Raw genomic sequence first — 17,528 nt, 5'->3', positions numbered from 1 at the left:
ACTAGATCACGATGTGATCGAAGTCGGCGGCGATCCGCGTATTCGGAAACACCTTTGTCGCCTCCGCCAAGATCTCTTCATTCTCGTATCGTCCCGACATGTGGACCAGCACGAGTTGCTTGACGTTGTTGGCAGCGGCAAACGAAGCGGCTTCGGTCGCGGTGAGATGGCCGTAGTCCCGCGCGGTTGCGGCGTCACGATCGAGGAACGTCGCCTCGATCACCAGCAAGTCGGCGTCGGCGACATGTCGAGATAGACCATCAGTGGTTTCAGTGTCGCCGACCACGACGAGCTTCCTGCCGACGCCCGGCGAGCCCAGGACGTCCTCCGGATCAATCGTTCGGCCGGCGATCACGACCGGCCGTCCGGCGGCCAGCTCTCCGCGCATCGGCCCGTCCGGGACACTGAGCGACGCGAGGCGCTCGGGCAGAAGGTGACGGCGCGCGGGACTTTGGAAAGAGAAGCCAAAGCTGTCGGTGTCGCGGTGGCGGACTGGAAAGCAGTCGATGGTGAAGTCGCCGGCATCGATGACTTGTCCCTCGGTCAGCGGCGCGAACGCCACGGAGATCGGCGCCCTGCCCGCGCCCCACAAGCCCGCGAGCATGCGAACAACGATGTCGAGCGTGCCCGGACCCGCATGAACGGTCATCACGTCGGAGTTCTGCCGCAACCCCAGCGTCGAGAAGAGACCGGGGATGCCGAGCACGTGATCGAGATGACCGTGCGTCAGCAGGATGCGGTCGAGCCGGCGAAAGCCGGCGCCACTGCGTAGCAACTGGCGCTGCGTGCCCTCGCCGCAATCAACCAGGATGCGCTTGCCGGCGGCCTCCACCAGAAGGGCCGGATGGTTGCGCTCCACTGAGGGAACGCTTGCCGAAGTCCCGAGAAATGTCAGGGCGAACATGGTCGTCAGCGTCCAGAGACCGACCTCTCCCCGACAGCCCCTCAACGGTCCGCACGGTGGATGGCCTCACCGTCCCCAATGCCATGCGAGCAGCAGCGCGTACAGGGCCATCGAGCCCGCATAGAGCGCGGCAAGCAGTGCATATCCCGCGATCTGGCGGCCGAGCGCTGCCTTTGGCTTGATCCACCAGTCGAGCGCCCTGAAGGCGGCCGGCACGAGAAACCAGCCGAGCAGCTGGGTACTCACGAGATTGCCGACGAACAGCGACAGCCAGACCGGCACGCCATGGCTATCGATCAGCGGCGCGCTGACGAAATAGCCCCAGAGATAGACCACGGGATAGAGCACCAGCAGGACGATGAGGTTGCTCTTCCAGATCAGGCCTGGCCCTTGCTCCGGCGCCTGCGTCTTCCCGGCCGGGAACCAGAAATTGAAGCCGTAGCTTGCCCGCTTCACGTTCATGCCGGCGTTGAAGCGCGCGCCTTCCTCAAGCAGCGTCTGCCGCAAGGGCGAGTCGAGCCATGCATTGAGGTTGGCATCGCTGTCGAACGACAGGATGACGATCCACTCGTCGTGCAGGCCCGGGATAGGCCGCTCGATCTTGTGGCGCAGGAACCCCCTGAACTCGGCCTCTGCGGCCTGGATGCGCTGCTGCCATTTGAGGAACGCATCCTCGAGTCCATCCGGCACCTTGAAGGAGATGACGGCGGAGACTGCGCTGTCGCGCTGAACGCCGGTGTCGGGAAGGATATGGACGTCCTCCGATCCGACGAAGAAGCGCTGCACGTCCGCGATCAACCGCGCCCGTACATCGCTCTGAAGCCAGGCGCGGGCAGCGGCCGGGTTCGCGAAACGCAGGATGGTCACCCAGTCCACATGCGCCGGCGGCTGCGGCGGCACGACCTCCTGGCTGAGGAAGCCGGGCCACGCCTTCAGCGCCTCGCCGACCTCGCCGTTCCACCGCGCGAACGCGGCAAAGCCGTCGTCGGCGATGCGGCGCTGGATGACGAGGGCGACCGCCTGGGCCGCCGGATCCGGAGATGCGCTCATCGCGACCGTCCGCTTCAGCTCTTCTTGTAGAGGCGCTTGCCCATCACCCAGGTCTCGTCGACGCAGCGATCGTCGCCGACCATCATGACGGCGAACAGCATGTTCGCGGCTTCGTCGACCGTGCGCGGACCAGCACCGTCGGCGATCAGTGACTGATGCCAGGGCTGCGCCACCGGGCCGCCATTCGGATCGAGCGCGACGAAATCGGCCTCCTTGCCGGCCTCGAAATTGCCGAGCTTGTCGTCGATGTAGAGGCCTTCGGCACCGCCGAGCGTGACCGACCAGAAGCCGCGATAGGGCGAGAGCTTGTTGCGCTCGGCCTCGGCGAGATCCTTGCGCGCCGGATCGATGCTGCCGTCGAGCATCGTGTTGTTGCACATGCCGACCTTGTAGGCGTCATCGAGCACGGAGATCATCGAGAAGCGGTTGCCGCCGCCGACGTCGGTGCCGAACGACATCTTGACGCGATGCTCGGGATCGGTGGTGCGGCCGAGGCGGAACAGGCCGCTGCCGAGGAACAGGTTCGAGCACGGGCAGAACACCACCGCCGCGCCCTTCTTCGACATGCGGCGGAACTCGTTGTTCGAGAGATAGACACCGTGGCCGCCGGAGAATTTTGGACCGACCAGGTCGAACTTCTCGTAGACGCCGAGATAGTCCTGGCAGTCCGGATGCTCGACCAGCACGCCGCTGCATTCGGCCGGGTTCTCGGAGATGTGGGTGTTGACCCAGCAGTCCGGATGCTCGTGCTTGAGGCGCTGACATGCCTTGAGCAGCTCCGGCGAGGCGCCGAAGGCGAAGCGTGGCGTGATGGCGTAGAGGTTGCGGCCCTTGTTGTGGTACTGCGCGATCAGCCGCTTGCTGTCACGATAGAAGTTTTCGGGCGTGTCGATGAACTCGGCCGGCGCGTTGCGGTCGATCCCGGTAAGGCCCGCGATCACGCGCATGTTGCGGCGGGCCGCTTCCTCGAACAGCTCTTCGGTCGCGACCGGCGAGGAGCTGGTGAAGGCCTGGCAGGTGGTGGTGCCGGCGGCGAGCAGAGCGTCGAGAAAACGCTTCACGCCCTCGCGCGCGTAGTTGCGATCTTTGTACTTGATCTCCTCGGGGTAGATCGACTTCTGGAGCCACGGCAGCAGCTGTTCGCCATAGGCACCTAACACGCGCGTCTGCGGCAGATGGATGTGGCCGTCGATGAAGCCCGGGACGATGATGCGGTCCTTGATATGGGTGATCTCGACGCCCGGATGCGCGGCGGCAATCTTGTCATGGGGCCCGAAGGCCTTGATGACACCATCCGTGACGACCATCAGGCCGTCCTGGTGGAAACGCGCGGCAGCCTGCTCGTTGCCGATGTGCTTCCAGGGATCGTCGACGAAGTCGAAGAACGTGCCGCGAATACCAACGGTGGTCATGAATTGGTTCCTTCCTTAAGTCTGTGTGGCGTGGCGCGCCGCAGGCAGCGAGATCGCGAGCAGCGTGCCTGCGACGGCGCAGAGGCCGAGATAAAGCCAGCCGATCGGCGCCTGCGTCGCTTCGGGCAACACTGCGGCGATCGCCATGGCGCCGCTCACCGCGAGATAGCAGAGCGCGCTGATGAGGCCGCCGATCAGGCCGTGGTCGCGCTCGAACAGGCCAAGCGCCATGCCGTACATCATCGGGCACAGCACGCCGCAGCCGCCGAGCACCAGCGCGCCGCCGATCGTGATCGACGCAAAATCAAGGCCGAGGGTCATGCCGGTTGCGGTCAGGACCAAAGCGCCGGCGAGAAACAGCGCGAAGGCGCCAAAACCCATCACGCGGGCCGGCATCCAGCTCGCGAAGTGCGCGCAGCCGAGCTCGCCGGCGAGATTCACGCCGCCAAGGCCGAGCGCGACGAGGCCGTAGATGGCCGCGGAATAACCGAGGCCGGTCTGGTAGAAGAAGGGCGCGACGACGCCGAACGCCAGTTGCGCGCTGGCGGCGGCGGCGAACACCAGCACGAAGGCCAGGAACCCCGGACGGACGAGCGCTTCGCGGAGAATACTCACCGTGCGGCGCGGATCGAACGGCGCGCGTCGCTCGGCCGGCAGCGTCTCGGGCAGAAGCAGCACGACGATCGCAGCAACGATGGCCGCGGCGATGGCGATGATGACGAAGACCCCGCGCCAGGACGTCAGCTCGACGATGAAGCCGCCGGCCGCCGGTGCGAGCACGGGTGCAAGCCCCCAGGCAGCACCAAGCAGTCCCGAGATCGCCGTGAGCTCGCGGCCACGAAAGCAGTCGGCCGCAACCGCATAGGCGACGACGAGGCAGGTGCAGCCGCCGACGCCCTGCAGGAAGCGCAGCGCGAGCAGCAGCGATGCGCTGGTGGCGAGCGCACAGGCGATGCTCATCGCGATGAGAACCGATAGCCCTGCGAGCAGGACGTTGCGGCGGCCGAGCGTGTCGGAGGCGATGCCGACCGGCACCAGCGCCAGACTCATGCCGAGCATGTAGGCGGTGACGGTGTTCTGCATCGACGCGGAATCGGTTGCGAGATCCACCACCATCTGCGGCAGGCCCGGCGTATAGGCATCGAGCGGAATCTGACTGAACGGCACCACGCATAGCAGGATCGGCACGATCCCGCCCTTCGCGCGACCAGCGTCCGAAGCAACTGCAGTCATGGCTCACGCCCCCTCGATGCCCGCAGGTCCCGTCTTTTCGTGCGCGCGATGAGAGGCAACGATGCAGGTTGCGGATATTGACGCGCGGAGCGTGCCAGAACTGTGTGTAAAAACTCTTAGGGGGTCCGCTTCAATGCGGGCGGCTGATGCTCTGCTCCTCGCTGCCTGGGGATGCTCCAACAAAAAATGCGAAAACAACCCCATGCACAGTACAAATCATTGAAGAATTTCGCTCCGGCATGGCGCGAGCCTAGCCCCCTTGGGACGTTTGACACGTCGGGCAAAACAGGCGCAGGATTGCACCATCCCCGCTTGTGAATTCGCCGTCCACAGAAGCCATTAACCGTTCGGAAGGCATCGCCGTTTCGAGCGCAGGGTCGGCATCGGCCAGGCGCAGATCAAAGCAGGAAACCCTTGAGAGCTCCGAGAAACTGCCGCGGCGACTGAAGCTGCGGCACGTGCGCGCAGCCTGGAATGACCTTGAGTTCGGCACGCGGCAAACCGGCGGCCAGCTCGTGCGACATTGGCGGAGGCGTCGCTTCGTCGTGCTCACCGACCAGAACGAGGACAGGAACTTTCACGGCGGCAAGTTCGGCGCGGAGATCGAGGCTTGCCAACGCGTCGCATGCGTTGCGAAACACATCGGGATCCGTCTGCAGAAACGCCTCACGCCGCCCGCGCATCAGTTCGGGGTGCTGCTCCTGAAACTCGGGCGCAAACAGACGCCGCATCGCAACGTCAGTGATCGCCTCGAGGCCCTTCTCCCGCGAGACCATCGCCATGTTGCGAAACGCCTCGCGGCCGGGCTCCGAGAACGCCGCGCCGCAATCGGCGAGGACGAGCTTGCTGGCGATCTCCGGGTGCCGGATCGCCATCTGCAAGGCGACGAAGCCGCCATAGCCATTGCCGAGCACGATCGCCGGCGCACCGCCCGCAGCCTCCTTCACGGCCTCCGCCAGCCTGTCCGCGACAACGACGAGCCCGCCCCCGACCGCGCGTGAGCGGCCGAACCCCGGCAGCTCCGGCACGATGGTGCGAAACGATCCCTCAAGCTCGGGCACGATCGCATCGAAGCTCGCGCGGTCCGACAACAGCGAGTGGAAGAGAAACAGCGGCGGCCCCTCGCCCGATTGCGCGGCGTTGACGGTCCCGTTGGCAAGAAGCCTGTCCATGTCCGGTCTTTCCTTAACTTCGTCGGCGGGATCACACCCGTTCGCGTGCCGTGGAGGCCCCCGATTGATAAATCAACTGTCGGGGAATTCAAGCACTTGGCTCTTGACGTGAAATATCAGGATTGCCAAATTGGACCCAACGAGGTTCCTAGAATCATGCTTTTGCGCGAAAACATCTACGACCTTCTCAGATCTGATATTTTAGCCTGTCGATTCGCTCCGGGCGATGAAATGCGGGAGCAGGATCTGGCCGAACGCTATTCGGTGAGCCGCCAACCGGTTCGGGATGCGCTTTTGAGGCTGCAGCGCGAGCATCTGGTGACGGTGCAGCCGCGCCAGGGCTACCGGGTCACGCCGATCTCGCTGTCGGACGCCCGCGACCTCCTGCGCTTCCGTCTTGCGCTGGAGCCGGCCTGCGTCGCTGAGGCGATCGAGAGCGCTCCCGACAGCGTCCTGAAATCACTCGATGAATTTCGCCGCTTCTCCGGCGACCACGAAGACTTCATCGCCTACAACCGCGGCTTCCACTCCGCGCTGGCTCATGCGTCCGGCAATCGCCGCATGGCGACGGCACTGTGCGACCTGATCGGCCAGGCCGACCGGCTGGTCCGCGTCAGCGTGTCCAATCTGAAGGGGCACGACCCGGCAAAGCTCGTCGCCGAGCACGTTGCCCTGATCGACGCCATGCAGAGCCGCGAAACGCGAACCGCGGCGCGCATCATCAAGGCCCATATCGGGGCCACCGAAAAACGCGTTCTGCCGGCGCTCAAGCGCAACGCCGTCATCGTCGAGGAGAGGTCATCATGAACATTCCATCGAAACCTGCGTCGATCGACGTCGAAATCCATGGCAATTTCATCGACGGACGTGAAGTGGAAGCCGGCAACGGCGTGATGCTCGACGTCCGCAATCCCGCGACCGGCGACGTCATCGCTCGCATCCCCAATTCGACCGCCGAGGACATCGACCGCGCGATGAAGAGTGCACGCGCGGCGTTCGAAGGCAAAGCCTGGGGCGGCATGGACACACGCGCGCGTGCCCGACTGGTCAACAAGCTCGCCGATGCCTTCGAGGCCAATCTCGACAGCCTGTACCGGCTGGAAACCCTCAACAACGGCCGGCCGATCAACGAGACCCGCGCCCAGCTGTCCCGCCTGCCCGATTTCTTCCGCTACTTTGCCGGCGTTGCGCTGGCGCGACGCGACTCCGTCATCCCCGTCGAAGGCGCCTACCTGAACTATACGCTTCGCACCCCAATCGGCATCGTCGCCAATTGCACGCCGTTCAACCATCCGCTGATGATCCTGTGCAAGTCGCTGGCCGTGGTGCTGGCGACCGGATGCGTCACCGTGGTCAAGCCGTCCGAATACACACCGCTGACGACGTTGAAGCTCGCGCAGATCTTCACCGAAGCCGGCCTCCCGCCGGGCGTCTTCAACATCGTTCTCGGCCTCGGCCAGAGCGCCGGCAAGATGCTGGCCGAGCACGCGGACATCAACAAGCTGGTCCTGACCGGCGGCACCGAGGCCGGCCGCATCGCCGGCAGCGCGGCCGCAAAAGTGTTCGCGCATCAAACCATGGAGCTCGGCGGCAAGACGCCGGTGATGGTGTTCGATGATTTCGACGTCGACCGCGCCGTCAACTACGCCGCGTTTGGCGCGTTCATCGGCGCCGGACAGACCTGCGTCTGCGCCTCGCGCCACATCGTCCAGGCTTCGATCTATGACGAATTCGTCGAGAAACTGCAGGCCAAGACCCGCACGATCCGCGTGGGCGATCCCTTCAATGCGAACACCCAAATGGGCCCCGTGATCTCCGCCCGGCAGCGCGACCGCGTTCTCACCTACGTAGGCTACGGCCATGAGGATGGCGCGCGTCTCGTCACCGGCGGCGTTGCCGCGAAGGTGCCGGGCCACGACAACGGCTATTTCGTCGAGCCGACCGTGTTCGTCGACGTCACATCCAACATGCGCATCTTCCAGGAGGAAGTGTTCGGTCCCTTCACCTCGGTGACGCCGTTCAAGGACGAGGCCGATGCGCTGCGGCTTGCCAACGACTCGCCGTTCGGCCTCGCCGCGGCCATCCGAACCCGTGACGTCGCCCGCGCGCACCGTGTCGCCGCCTCCGTCAAGGCCGGCATCGTCTGGATCAATGATCACCACCGTCTCGACCCGGCTTCGCCCTGGGGCGGCGTCGACGATTCCGGCATCGGCCGCGAATGCGGCACCGAGAGCTTCAACGACCACTTCAACACCAAGAGCGTGATGGTCGCCACCCACGAGCAGCCGTTCGACTGGTATCGCGACACGGCCAACCAACAGCGCCTGAACTAGCAAGAAAACGACAAGCGGCCGACCGCCCATAGAAGGCGGGCCGCATCAACCAGAACAGCAGTCAAGGGAGAGCGTATATGTCGACATCGGTGAACGCCGGCAGCCGTCTGGATCGGCTGCCGATCGGGCCATTCCACCGCCGCATCATGCTGCTGATCGGCATCGGAATGTTCTTCGACGGTTTCGACATCTATATCGCCGGGACCGTGCTCAGCGTCACGCTGAAGACAGGCTTTTCGACCCTCGCGCAGAATGCGGTTTTCATCTCCGCGACCTTCGTCGGCATGATGCTGGGATCATTCGGCACCGGTTTCCTCGGCGACCGCTACGGACGCCGCTTCACCTATCAATTCAATTTGCTCCTTTTCGGCGTTGCCTCCCTGGCCGCGGCGTTCTCGCCGAACATGGCCTTCCTGATCGCCTGCCGCTTCGTGATGGGCGTTGGGCTCGGGGCGGAGAACGTCGTCGGCTATTCGACGATGACGGAATTCGTGCCCGCGCGCACCCGCGGCAAATGGCTCGGCTTCACCACCGTGTGCGTCGTCACCGGTTTGCCCGTGGCGCTATTGGTCGCGTCCGTGGTGGTGCCGCAATTCGGCTGGCGCTCCATGTTCGTGCTCGGCGGCGTCGGCGCGCTCGTGGTGTGGTACATGCGCAAGTCGCTGCCGGAATCGCCGCGCTGGCTGGAAGCGGTGGGACGCACCGCTGAGGCGGAAGCGCTGATGCAGACCATCGAGAAGGAAGCCGCGCAGGGTCAGCCCCTGCCGCCTCCCGCGGCCACGACACCGGTCCCGGCATCTGCCGATCTCGGCACGCTATTCACCGCGCCTTTGCTGTCGCGGATGATCGTCGGCGCCGTCTGCCTGATCACGATCAACACCCTGCTCTATGGCTTCGTGACCTGGCTGCCCGTGTTCTTCGTCAAGCAGGGCCTCTCGATCGCGACCTCGTTCGGCTATTCGCTGCTGATGGCGCTCGGCGCGCCCGTCGGCTCGGCCATCGGCGCGCTGACCGCCGACCGCTGGGGCCGCAAGCCGACCATCATCGGCGCATCCCTGATCACGGTGATGCTCGGAATCCTCTACCCCATGATCTCCGATCCGATCCTGCTGCCCGCTGTGGGCTTCGCGCTAACGGTGCCGATCTACGTGCTGGTCGCCCTCCTGTTCGGCATCTATATCCCCGAACTGTTTCCGACCGAGGTCCGCCTGCGCGCCTCCGGCATCGTCAACACGCTGGGGCGCGGCGCCACCATCGTCACGCCGTTCCTCGTCGTATCGCTGTTCGAGACGCGCGGCGTGGCCGGCGTCATGGCGCTGATGATCGGGCTGCTGGTGGTGCAGATCATCACGGTCTGGGCGCTGGGCATCGAGCCGCGGCATCGCAGCCTCGAGGAGCTCAAGGCGGAGGAATCCGCGTCGCCGGTGCTGAAGGAAGCGTCCTGAGTATCGCTCTTAGTTGAACTGCGGACGCTCTGACTTCGATGTCGGGGCACAGGACGTCGTCATGCCCGGGCTTGTCCCGGGCATCCACGTTCTTTGTGCCGCGTAGCAAGACGTGGATGGCCGGGACAAGCCCGGCCATGACGCTGTGGAGACTGTCGCGCCCTGGCGCGGTCCCGACCGGCGGGCAGATCTGGTTCCCGTTGCGCCGCCTCCTCAACTCGCTCCCAAAATTGCATGTTCGGCACCCGGATCGGTTTGCCGAGACGATGCGATACAATGGAGCTCGTGATGACCGCAGATGACGTTGACCCGGACTACGGCTCGATCAGCGCGCTGCTGAGCGCCCTGCACGCGCGCAAAGTGTCCGCGTCGGAGTTGCTCGCGCATACGACCGCGCGCATCGAGGCGCTGGACGGGCGCATCAACGCGATGATCGTTCGCGATTTCGATCGCGCGAGGGAGGCCGCACGCGCCGCCGATGCCGCGCTTGGCCGTGGCGAGCGACCGCCTTTACTCGGCATCCCCGTGACCCTCAAGGAACCGTTCAACGTCGCCGGCCTGCCGACGACATGGGGCTTCCCGCATTTCAGGGATTTTATGCCGGCGGACGATGCCCTTGTCGTCTCGCGGTTGAAGGCGGCAGGCGCAATCATCATCGGCAAGACCAATATCCCGATCGGCTTGCGGGACTTCCAGAGCTACAACGACATCCACGGGACGACGAACAACCCGTGGGACCTCGGCCGGTCGCCCGGCGGCTCCTCAGGCGGATCGGGCGCGGCGCTCGCCGCGGGTTTCGGTCCGCTCTCGATCGGCTCGGACATCGGCGGCTCGATCCGGGTGCCTGCGCATTTCTGCGGTGTGTTCGGACACAAGCCAAGCCTCGGCCTGGTGCCGCTGCGCGGCTACAGCCTGCCGCCGGCCCCTCCCGTTCCGGGCCAGGGCGATCTGGCTGTCGTTGGGCCGATGGCGCGCACCGCCTCCGACCTCGCGCTGGCGCTCGACGTGATCGCCGGCCCCGACGAGACGCGCGACGGGATCGGCTATCGCCTTGCGCTACCGGCCCCGCGGCACAACGATCTCAAGGATTTCAGGATCCTCGTGATCGACACGCATCCGTTGATGCCGACGGGAGACGCCGTGCGTTCGGCCATCGGTCGCCTGGCCGAGAGGCTCGAACGATTAGGCGCGCGGGTCGCGCGCGCGAGCACGTCGCTGCCCGATCTCGCCGACTCCGCGCGGCTCTACATGAAGCTCTTGAACGCAGCGCGAAGCCCGCGCCTGACACCGGCCGCCCTCGCAGAGGCGCAAGGAGTTGCCGCGGCACTCTCGCCCGACGACCGCAGCCTGCAGGCCGAGCGCGCCCGCGGCTGGGGCATGATCCATCGCGAATGGCTGGCGACCGACGCGGCGCGCCTGCAGTTGCAGCAACGGTGGCAGCAGTTCTTCCGCGAGTTCGACGCCGTGATCTACCCGGCCGCCGCCGTGCCGGCCTTTCCGCATGATCACTCCGAGCCGTTCGACGCACGGCAACTGGACATCGACGGAAAGCTGCACCCTTACGCCGATGCGTGCTTCATCTGGGCAGACCCCGCCTCGACCTGCGGACTTCCTGCGACCGCCGTCCCGATCGAGCGCACGCCGTCGGGCCTGCCGATCGGCGTCCAGATCATCGGGCCATATCTGGAGGACCGCACGACGATTGCGCTGGCCGGACTGATCGAACGCGAGTTCGGCGGCTTTGTCGCGCCGCCGTCGTTGCAATCCTCAAAATGACAACGGCCGGCGGGCATCACGTTCTGTCGGCCGACTGCGCCTCGACCGCCTGCACGGCAACGCTCGCGACCTGACGCAGCGCCTCGCGGTCGGAGCCTGAGGACGCCATCACACCCATGCCGACGGAGACGGCCGAGACGTAGCGCGCGAGCGCGGCGGGATCAGAGCTCGGCTTGAGATCGCCTTCGGCCTTGGCGCGAACAAAGCGGTCGCGGAGCTGGTCTTCGTTCTCGGCGCGGCGGGCGGCGAGTTCGAACGGGACGTTCTCGGAGCCGCTGCCGCAGGCGATGCCGCCCTGCACGAGCAGGCAGCCGGGCGGATTGGCGGGATCGGTCTGCTTGTCGGCGATCCCCATCAGCATCCGCTCGGCAACGTCGCGGGCAGTCGGTGCCGCGACCACCTCGTCCATCCAGACGCCACGCAATTTGGTGTAACGGTCGAGCGCGGCCTTCAGCAGGCCTTCCTTGTTGCCGAAGCAGGCGTAAAGGCTCGGGGGATTGATGCCCATGGCCTCGGTGAGCTGGGCGATGGTGGCGCCCTCATAGCCATGGCGCCAAAACACTTCCATCGCCTGGTCCAACGCCGTTTCGGCGTCGAATTCGCGGGGGCGTCCCATGCCCATGTGCCTGTCTCCTCGGAATTCACGTTCTGCCTGAAGCTTAACGCCGAATCCTATCTATTTGTTCTAGCTTTATTTTCTCTGCCGTCTTCCAATTCTTGCGGTATGCCGCTACAATTTTCTTAGTGAATGGTACATAAGTATCTTGCACTGCGACATCCAGCTCCACATCTGTAGTGAACACTACATATCTGGAGCGCGCAAATGCATCCCTCGCAAAACTCCCCCCGCACCGGCCGTTTCCGCCGCCTCCTCGGCGGCGTCGCCATCGTGGGCGCCCTCGCCGTGGCCGGCTCGATCGCGACCGGCCACTACTTCCGTGCCGCCCAAGCCACGGCAACGGCCGCCGTTGCCGAGCAGGCCGTCTCCGTCACGGTCGCGATGATCGAACCGAAGCAGACCGTGCTGTGGGACGATTTCTCCGGCCGGCTCGAGGCCATCAACCGCGTTGAGCTTCGTCCCCGCGTTGCGGGTGCGATCCTTGCGACCAACTTCACCGAAGGCGCGCTGGTGAAGGCCGGCGACGTGCTGTTCAAGATCGATCCGGCGCCTTACGCCGCGGAGGTCGACAAGGCCAACGCCCAGCTCGAGGCTGCCAAGGCGCGCGTCGTGTTCACCCAGAGCGAGCTCGAGCGCGGCGCGCAGCTGGTCGGCAATGCCGTGGTCACACGGCGTGACTACGACCAGCGCGACAATGCCAATCGCGAAGCCATCGCCAACGTGAAGGCGGCAGAAGCGACGCTCCAGACCGCGAAGCTCAATCTCGACTACACCGAGGTGCGTGCGCCCGTGGACGGCCGGGTCGGCAAGTTCGAGATCACCGTCGGCAATCTCGTCGCCGCCGGCACCGCCTCCCCGGTCCTGACCTCGCTGGTGTCGGTCAATCCGATCTACGCCTCGTTCGATGCGGATGAAGAGGTCGTGCTGCGCGCGCTGAATTCGATCGCGGATGCCTCCGGCAAGCGCGGCAATCTCGACCAGATCCCGGTGGAAATGACGACATCCGGCGGCCTCTCGGCGAAGGGCCACATCCAGCTGATCGACAACCAGGTCAACGGGCAGAGCGGCACCATCCGTGTCCGCGCGGTATTCCAGAACGAGGACGGGCGTCTCATCCCCGGCCAGTTCGCCCGCGTGCGCATGGGCCAGCCGAAGCAGCAGACGCTGGTGATGATCGACGAGCGCGCGATCGGCACGGACCAGGACAAGAAGTTCGTGATGGGGGTCGGCGACGACAGCCGCGCGGTCTACCGACCGATCACGCTCGGCGGCTCGGTCGACGGCCTTCGCATCGTGACGGCGGGGCTGAAGCCCGGTGATCGCATCATCGTCAACGGTCTCCAGCGCGTGCGTCCTGGTGCTCTCCTCAAGACGGAGGTCGCGGCGATGGGTGCGCGTGGACCGCAGCAGGCCTCCAACCACAGCAACCAGGACGTGGTGCAGCGCTAGTTACATCATTCCGGACCGCGTGCCCGGAATAACGACGTCATAGAGCTACCAAGACATCGCATCTCGATTCCGGGTTCGCGGGCGTTTCCCGCGTCCCGGTAACGGGAGAGCTGTCTCTCTTGCAGGGGCAAGGCCATGAATCTCTCAAAGTTCTTTATCGACCGTCCGATCTTCGCCGGCGTGCTGTCCGTCCTGATCTTCCTCGCAGGCCTGATCTCGCTGTTCGCGATGCCGATCTCCGAATATCCGGACGTGGTGCCGCCTTCGGTGCTGGTGCGCGCGACCTATCCCGGCGCCAATCCCAAGGTGATCGCGGAGACGGTGGCAACCCCGATCGAGGAGCAGATCAACGGCGTCGAAGGCATGCTCTACATGTCGAGCCAGGCGACCACCGACGGCGCGATGACGCTGACGGTGACATTCCGGCTCGGCACCGACCCCGACAAGGCGACGCAGCTGGTGCAGAACCGGGTGCAGCAGGCCGAGCCACGCCTGCCGGCCGTGGTGCGTCAGCTCGGCATCATCACCAAGAAATCGTCCCCCGACCTCACCATGGTCGTGCATCTGCTGTCGCCGAACAATCGCTACGACATGACGTATTTGCGCAACTATGCCGTGCTCAACGTCAAGGACCGGCTGGCGCGCATCGACGGCGTCGGCGATGTCCAGCTCTACGGCGCCGGCGATTATTCGATGCGGGTCTGGGTCGATCCGCAAAAGGCGGCCGAGCATGGCCTGACCGCAAGCGACATCGTCAAGTCGATCCAGGCGCAGAACGTCGAAGCCGCCGCCGGCGTTGTCGGCTCCTCCCCCAACGTCAAGGGCATCGACCTGCAACTCTCCGTCAATGCGGAAGGACGGCTCGCGAACGAGGAGCAGTTCGGCGACATCGTGGTCAAGACCGGCTCGCGCGGCGAAGTGGTGCGGCTGCGCGACGTCGCCCGCATCGAGCTTGGCGCCTCCGAATACGGCCTGCGTTCGCTGCTCGACAACAAGCAGGCGGTGGCGATCCCGATCTTCCAGGCGCCGGGCTCCAACGCGCTCGAGATCTCCGACCACGTCCGCGCCACCATGGCCGAGATCAAGAAGAACATGCCCGAGGGCGTGTCCTACCAGATCGTCTACGACCCCACCCAGTTCGTGCGTTCCTCGATCGAGGCCGTCATCCATACGCTGCTGGAAGCGATCGCGCTGGTGGTGCTGGTCGTGATCCTGTTCCTCCAGACCTGGCGCGCCTCGATCATTCCGCTGCTGGCGGTGCCGGTGTCGATCGTCGGAACCTTCGCGGTGATGCACGTGTTCGGCTTCTCCATCAACGCGCTCAGCCTGTTCGGTCTCGTGCTCGCGATCGGCATCGTCGTCGACGACGCCATCGTCGTGGTCGAGAACGTCGAACGCAACATCGAGGGTGGCCTCTCGCCGCGCGACGCCACCTACCAGGCGATGCGCGAAGTCTCCGGCCCGATCATCGCGATCGCGATGGTGCTGATCGCGGTGTTCGTGCCGCTCGCCTTCATCTCCGGCCTGACCGGGCAGTTCTACAAGCAGTTCGCGCTGACCATCGCGATCTCGACCGTGATCTCCGCCGTCAACTCGCTGACGCTCTCGCCGGCCCTGTCGGCGCTGCTGCTCAAGGGCCACAACGAGCCGAAGGACCGGCTGACGATCATCATGGAAAAGAGCCTCGGCTGGTTCTTCCGCGGCTTCAACAAGGCCTTCACGCGTTCGTCGGAGAACTACAGCGGCACTGTCACCAAGGTGATCTCGGGCAAGGCCGCGGTGATGGGCCTCTATGTGGTCCTGGTCGGCCTCACCGCCTTGCTGTTCCAGCAGGTGCCGAGCGGCTTCGTGCCCGGACAGGACAAGCAGTACCTGGTCGGCTTCTCGCGGCTGCCTGACGGCGCAACGCTCGACCGTACCGAGGAGGTGATCCGCAAGATGAGCGACATCGCGCTGACCCAGCCCGGCGTCGAGAGCTCTGTCGCGTTCCCCGGCCTGTCGATCTCCGGCTTCACCAACTCGTCCAATGCCGGCATCGTGTTCTCGACGCTGAAACCGTTCGACGAGCGCAAGGGTCCGGCCCTGAGCGGCAACGCGATCGCGGCCGACCTCAACAAGAAATACTCCGGGATCCAGGAAGCCTTCATCGCCATGTTCCCGCCGCCGCCGGTCAACGGCCTCGGCACCATCGGCGGTTTCAAGCTCCAGATCGAGGACCGCGCCGGTCTCGGCTATGAAGCGCTGAACGAGGCGACCAAGGCGTTCATGGCGGCGATGCAGAAGGCGCCGGAGATCGCCGGCGTGTTCTCGAGCTTCCAGGTCAACGTGCCCCAGCTCTTCGCCGACATCGACCGCACCAAGGCGCTCCAGCTCGGCGTGCCCGTGACCGAGGTGTTCAACACGCTGCAGATCTACCTCGGTTCCTACTACGTCAACGACTTCAACAAGTTTGGCCGCACCTACTCCGTCTACGTCCAGGCCGATGCGCCGTTCCGCGCCCGCGCCGACGACATCAGGCAGTTGAAGGTGCGCTCGTCCTCCGGCGACATGGTGCCGCTGTCGGCGCTGCTGACGATTCGCCAGAGCGCCGGACCTGAGCGCGCGATCCGCTACAACGGCTTTTTGTCCTCCGACATCAACGCGGCCGCAGCGCCCGGCTTTTCATCGGGCCAGGCGCAGGAGGTCGCGACGCGGATCGCGGCGGAGACGTTGCCGCCCGGCTTTGCCTTCGAATGGACCGACCTGACCTATCAGGAGTTCATCGCCGGCAATTCCGGCCTCTGGGTGTTCCCGCTGGCGATCCTGCTGGTGTTCCTGGTGCTGGCGGCGCTCTACGAGAGCCTGACCTTGCCGCTCTCGATCATCATGATCGTGCCGATGGGGCTGCTGGCTGCGATGTTCGGGGTCTGGATCTCGAAGGGCGACAACAACGTCTTCACCCAGATCGGATTGATCGTGCTGGTCGGCCTCTCCGCCAAGAACGCCATCCTGATCGTCGAATTCGCGCGCGAGCTCGAATTCGCGGGACGCACGCCGATCCGGGCCGCGATCGAGGCGAGCCGACTGCGGCTGCGTCCGATCCTGATGACGTCGATGGCGTTCATCATGGGCGTCTTGCCGCTGGTGCTCTCGACCGGCGCCGGCTCGGAGATGCGGCGCGCGATGGGCGTCGCGGTGTTCTCCGGCATGATCGGCGTCACCGTGTTCGGCCTGTTCCTGACGCCGGTGTTCTATGTGCTGCTGCGAACCATCACCGGCAACAAGCCGCTGGTGCATCACGGCAGCGACATCAGCGCGGCGCCGGTTCAGGGGCTTCCCGAAGCCCAAAGCCACTAGATCAGGGAAATCCCCGAGATCAGCAACAGAACGAGCACGGTCTTGCGAAAGACCGTCTCGTTGACCCGGTGAAAGGCGATCACACCGAGCGCTGAGCCGGCGAACAGCGCAGGCAGGCTGATCGCGAGATCGACGAACACCTTGGACGACAGGTCCTGGTGCCCGACCAGCAGCGCGATCGCGAAGACCTGCATCGCGGCAATGAAGGGCTGCACCAGGCCGCGCTGCTCGCTCTTGGGCATGCCGCGCATGTCGCACCAGATCGTGGGGATCGCGCCGGGCATCGCGGTGAGGCCGCCGACCAGCCCTCCCCCGAACCCGATCAGCGCGACCCAGTGCCGGCCGACTGCCTCACCGGCCGTCACAAGCGTCGGCCGCAGCAGCATATAGGCCGCATAGAGCGCGACGATGATGCCGAAGCCGCGCCGGAGCAGATGCGTGTCGGTGGATTGCAACAGCGACACCGCGATGGGAACGCCGATCAATCCGCCGACGATCAGCAGCAGACTGCCCTCCCACCGGATGCTGCGCCGAAGCGCCCACAGATTGGTGGCCTGCACGCCGATGCTGCACGCCATCATCAGCGGCACGGCCTCCAGCGGCTGAAACACGCGGAGCAGAATCGCGCCCGCCACGGCCGAGAACGCGAAGCCCGAGAGCCCCGAGACGAACGCGCCGGCGAATACGGCGACGCTCACGAGAAGGCTGGTCGTGATATCAGGCACGATGCGTCCTCCGGGTCAGTCGTAGGGTGTCTGCGTCGCCGGGACATCGGCAGTCCCGGTGCAGAGCTCCGCAT

The 17,528-nt window shown here is 65.3% G+C and carries 13 protein-coding genes; 6 read left to right on the top strand and 7 right to left on the bottom strand.

Going from position 1 to position 17,528, the window contains the following annotated elements:
- Position 1: 1 nt before the first annotated feature.
- The 5 genes from rnz to ACKWRH_RS17835 all read right to left on the bottom strand — a co-directional run bounded on the left by rnz (position 2) and on the right by ACKWRH_RS17835 (position 5,771).
- Complete coding sequence (gene rnz, locus ACKWRH_RS17855; RefSeq protein WP_445221649.1) at positions 2-904, bottom strand: ribonuclease Z; 903 nt, start codon at positions 902-904, stop codon at positions 2-4.
- Positions 905-970: 66 nt separating this feature from the next.
- On the bottom strand, positions 971-1,954 hold the full coding sequence (locus ACKWRH_RS17850) for an antibiotic biosynthesis monooxygenase (RefSeq protein WP_445221648.1): 984 nt from the start codon (positions 1,952-1,954) through the stop codon (positions 971-973).
- A gap of 14 nt (positions 1,955-1,968) precedes the next feature.
- Positions 1,969-3,366: a guanine deaminase gene (gene guaD / locus ACKWRH_RS17845; RefSeq protein WP_445221647.1), complete on the bottom strand. Its 1,398-nt coding sequence runs from the start codon at positions 3,364-3,366 to the stop codon at positions 1,969-1,971.
- A gap of 15 nt (positions 3,367-3,381) precedes the next feature.
- Positions 3,382-4,599 (bottom strand): multidrug effflux MFS transporter, encoded by a 1,218-nt coding sequence (locus tag ACKWRH_RS17840; protein WP_445221646.1) that lies wholly within the window; start codon positions 4,597-4,599, stop codon positions 3,382-3,384.
- A gap of 398 nt (positions 4,600-4,997) precedes the next feature.
- Positions 4,998-5,771 (bottom strand): alpha/beta fold hydrolase, encoded by a 774-nt coding sequence (locus ACKWRH_RS17835; protein WP_445221645.1) that lies wholly within the window; start codon positions 5,769-5,771, stop codon positions 4,998-5,000.
- Between the two features lie 156 nt (positions 5,772-5,927).
- On the opposite strand from ACKWRH_RS17835, the gene ACKWRH_RS17830 reads away from it, so the two are divergent.
- The 4 genes from ACKWRH_RS17830 to ACKWRH_RS17815 all read left to right on the top strand — a co-directional run bounded on the left by ACKWRH_RS17830 (position 5,928) and on the right by ACKWRH_RS17815 (position 11,325).
- Positions 5,928-6,578 (top strand): GntR family transcriptional regulator, encoded by a 651-nt coding sequence (locus ACKWRH_RS17830; protein ID WP_014496031.1) that lies wholly within the window; start codon positions 5,928-5,930, stop codon positions 6,576-6,578.
- On the top strand, positions 6,575-8,104 hold the full coding sequence (locus ACKWRH_RS17825; protein ID WP_445221644.1) for an aldehyde dehydrogenase: 1,530 nt from the start codon (positions 6,575-6,577) through the stop codon (positions 8,102-8,104). Before ACKWRH_RS17830 ends, ACKWRH_RS17825 begins: the two co-directional genes overlap by 4 nt.
- Positions 8,105-8,181: 77 nt before the next feature.
- Positions 8,182-9,549 carry an MFS transporter gene (locus ACKWRH_RS17820; protein ID WP_445221643.1) on the top strand — a complete coding sequence of 456 codons (1,368 nt, stop codon included), beginning with the start codon at positions 8,182-8,184 and terminating at the stop codon, positions 9,547-9,549.
- A gap of 288 nt (positions 9,550-9,837) precedes the next feature.
- A complete protein-coding gene (locus tag ACKWRH_RS17815; RefSeq protein WP_445221642.1) occupies positions 9,838-11,325 on the top strand; it encodes an amidase in 1,488 nt (495 codons plus the stop codon).
- Between the two features lie 16 nt (positions 11,326-11,341).
- On the opposite strand, the gene ACKWRH_RS17810 is transcribed toward ACKWRH_RS17815, so the two are convergent.
- Positions 11,342-11,947, bottom strand: coding sequence for a TetR/AcrR family transcriptional regulator (locus tag ACKWRH_RS17810; protein ID WP_445221641.1), 606 nt, complete (start codon positions 11,945-11,947; stop codon positions 11,342-11,344).
- A 201-nt stretch (positions 11,948-12,148) separates the two neighbouring features.
- Between ACKWRH_RS17810 and ACKWRH_RS17805 the strand changes: the two genes are divergently transcribed.
- Both ACKWRH_RS17805 and ACKWRH_RS17800 read left to right on the top strand, forming a co-directional pair.
- Positions 12,149-13,393: an efflux RND transporter periplasmic adaptor subunit gene (locus ACKWRH_RS17805; RefSeq protein ID WP_445221640.1), complete on the top strand. Its 1,245-nt coding sequence runs from the start codon at positions 12,149-12,151 to the stop codon at positions 13,391-13,393.
- Positions 13,394-13,528: 135 nt separating this feature from the next.
- On the top strand, positions 13,529-16,729 hold the full coding sequence (locus ACKWRH_RS17800; protein ID WP_445221639.1) for an efflux RND transporter permease subunit: 3,201 nt from the start codon (positions 13,529-13,531) through the stop codon (positions 16,727-16,729).
- On the opposite strand, the gene ACKWRH_RS17795 is transcribed toward ACKWRH_RS17800, so the two are convergent.
- Entirely contained in the window at positions 16,726-17,454 is a 729-nt protein-coding gene (locus ACKWRH_RS17795; protein ID WP_445221638.1) for a sulfite exporter TauE/SafE family protein, read from the bottom strand. The genes ACKWRH_RS17800 and ACKWRH_RS17795 overlap by 4 nt on opposite strands.
- Positions 17,455-17,528 lie beyond the last annotated feature (74 nt).

This window comes from Bradyrhizobium sp. Pa8 (assembly GCF_052588265.1).
The sequence above is the reverse complement of the archived record's forward strand: the minus strand, read 5'-3'. Positions and strand labels throughout refer to the sequence as shown.

Excerpts from the sequence above, each read along its gene's own strand:
- rnz (WP_445221649.1), bottom strand. The coding sequence starts at position 904 with ATGTTCGCCCTGACATTTCTCGGGACTTCGGCAAGCGTTCCCTCAGTG.
- ACKWRH_RS17850 (WP_445221648.1), bottom strand. The coding sequence starts at position 1,954 with ATGAGCGCATCTCCGGATCCGGCGGCCCAGGCGGTCGCCCTCGTCATC.
- guaD (WP_445221647.1), bottom strand. The coding sequence starts at position 3,366 with ATGACCACCGTTGGTATTCGCGGCACGTTCTTCGACTTCGTCGACGAT.
- ACKWRH_RS17840 (WP_445221646.1), bottom strand. The coding sequence starts at position 4,599 with ATGACTGCAGTTGCTTCGGACGCTGGTCGCGCGAAGGGCGGGATCGTG.
- ACKWRH_RS17835 (WP_445221645.1), bottom strand. The coding sequence starts at position 5,771 with ATGGACAGGCTTCTTGCCAACGGGACCGTCAACGCCGCGCAATCGGGC.
- ACKWRH_RS17830 (WP_014496031.1), top strand. The coding sequence starts at position 5,928 with ATGCTTTTGCGCGAAAACATCTACGACCTTCTCAGATCTGATATTTTA.
- ACKWRH_RS17825 (WP_445221644.1), top strand. The coding sequence starts at position 6,575 with ATGAACATTCCATCGAAACCTGCGTCGATCGACGTCGAAATCCATGGC.
- ACKWRH_RS17820 (WP_445221643.1), top strand. The coding sequence starts at position 8,182 with ATGTCGACATCGGTGAACGCCGGCAGCCGTCTGGATCGGCTGCCGATC.
- ACKWRH_RS17815 (WP_445221642.1), top strand. The coding sequence starts at position 9,838 with ATGACCGCAGATGACGTTGACCCGGACTACGGCTCGATCAGCGCGCTG.
- ACKWRH_RS17810 (WP_445221641.1), bottom strand. The coding sequence starts at position 11,947 with ATGGGCATGGGACGCCCCCGCGAATTCGACGCCGAAACGGCGTTGGAC.
- ACKWRH_RS17805 (WP_445221640.1), top strand. The coding sequence starts at position 12,149 with ATGCATCCCTCGCAAAACTCCCCCCGCACCGGCCGTTTCCGCCGCCTC.
- ACKWRH_RS17800 (WP_445221639.1), top strand. The coding sequence starts at position 13,529 with ATGAATCTCTCAAAGTTCTTTATCGACCGTCCGATCTTCGCCGGCGTG.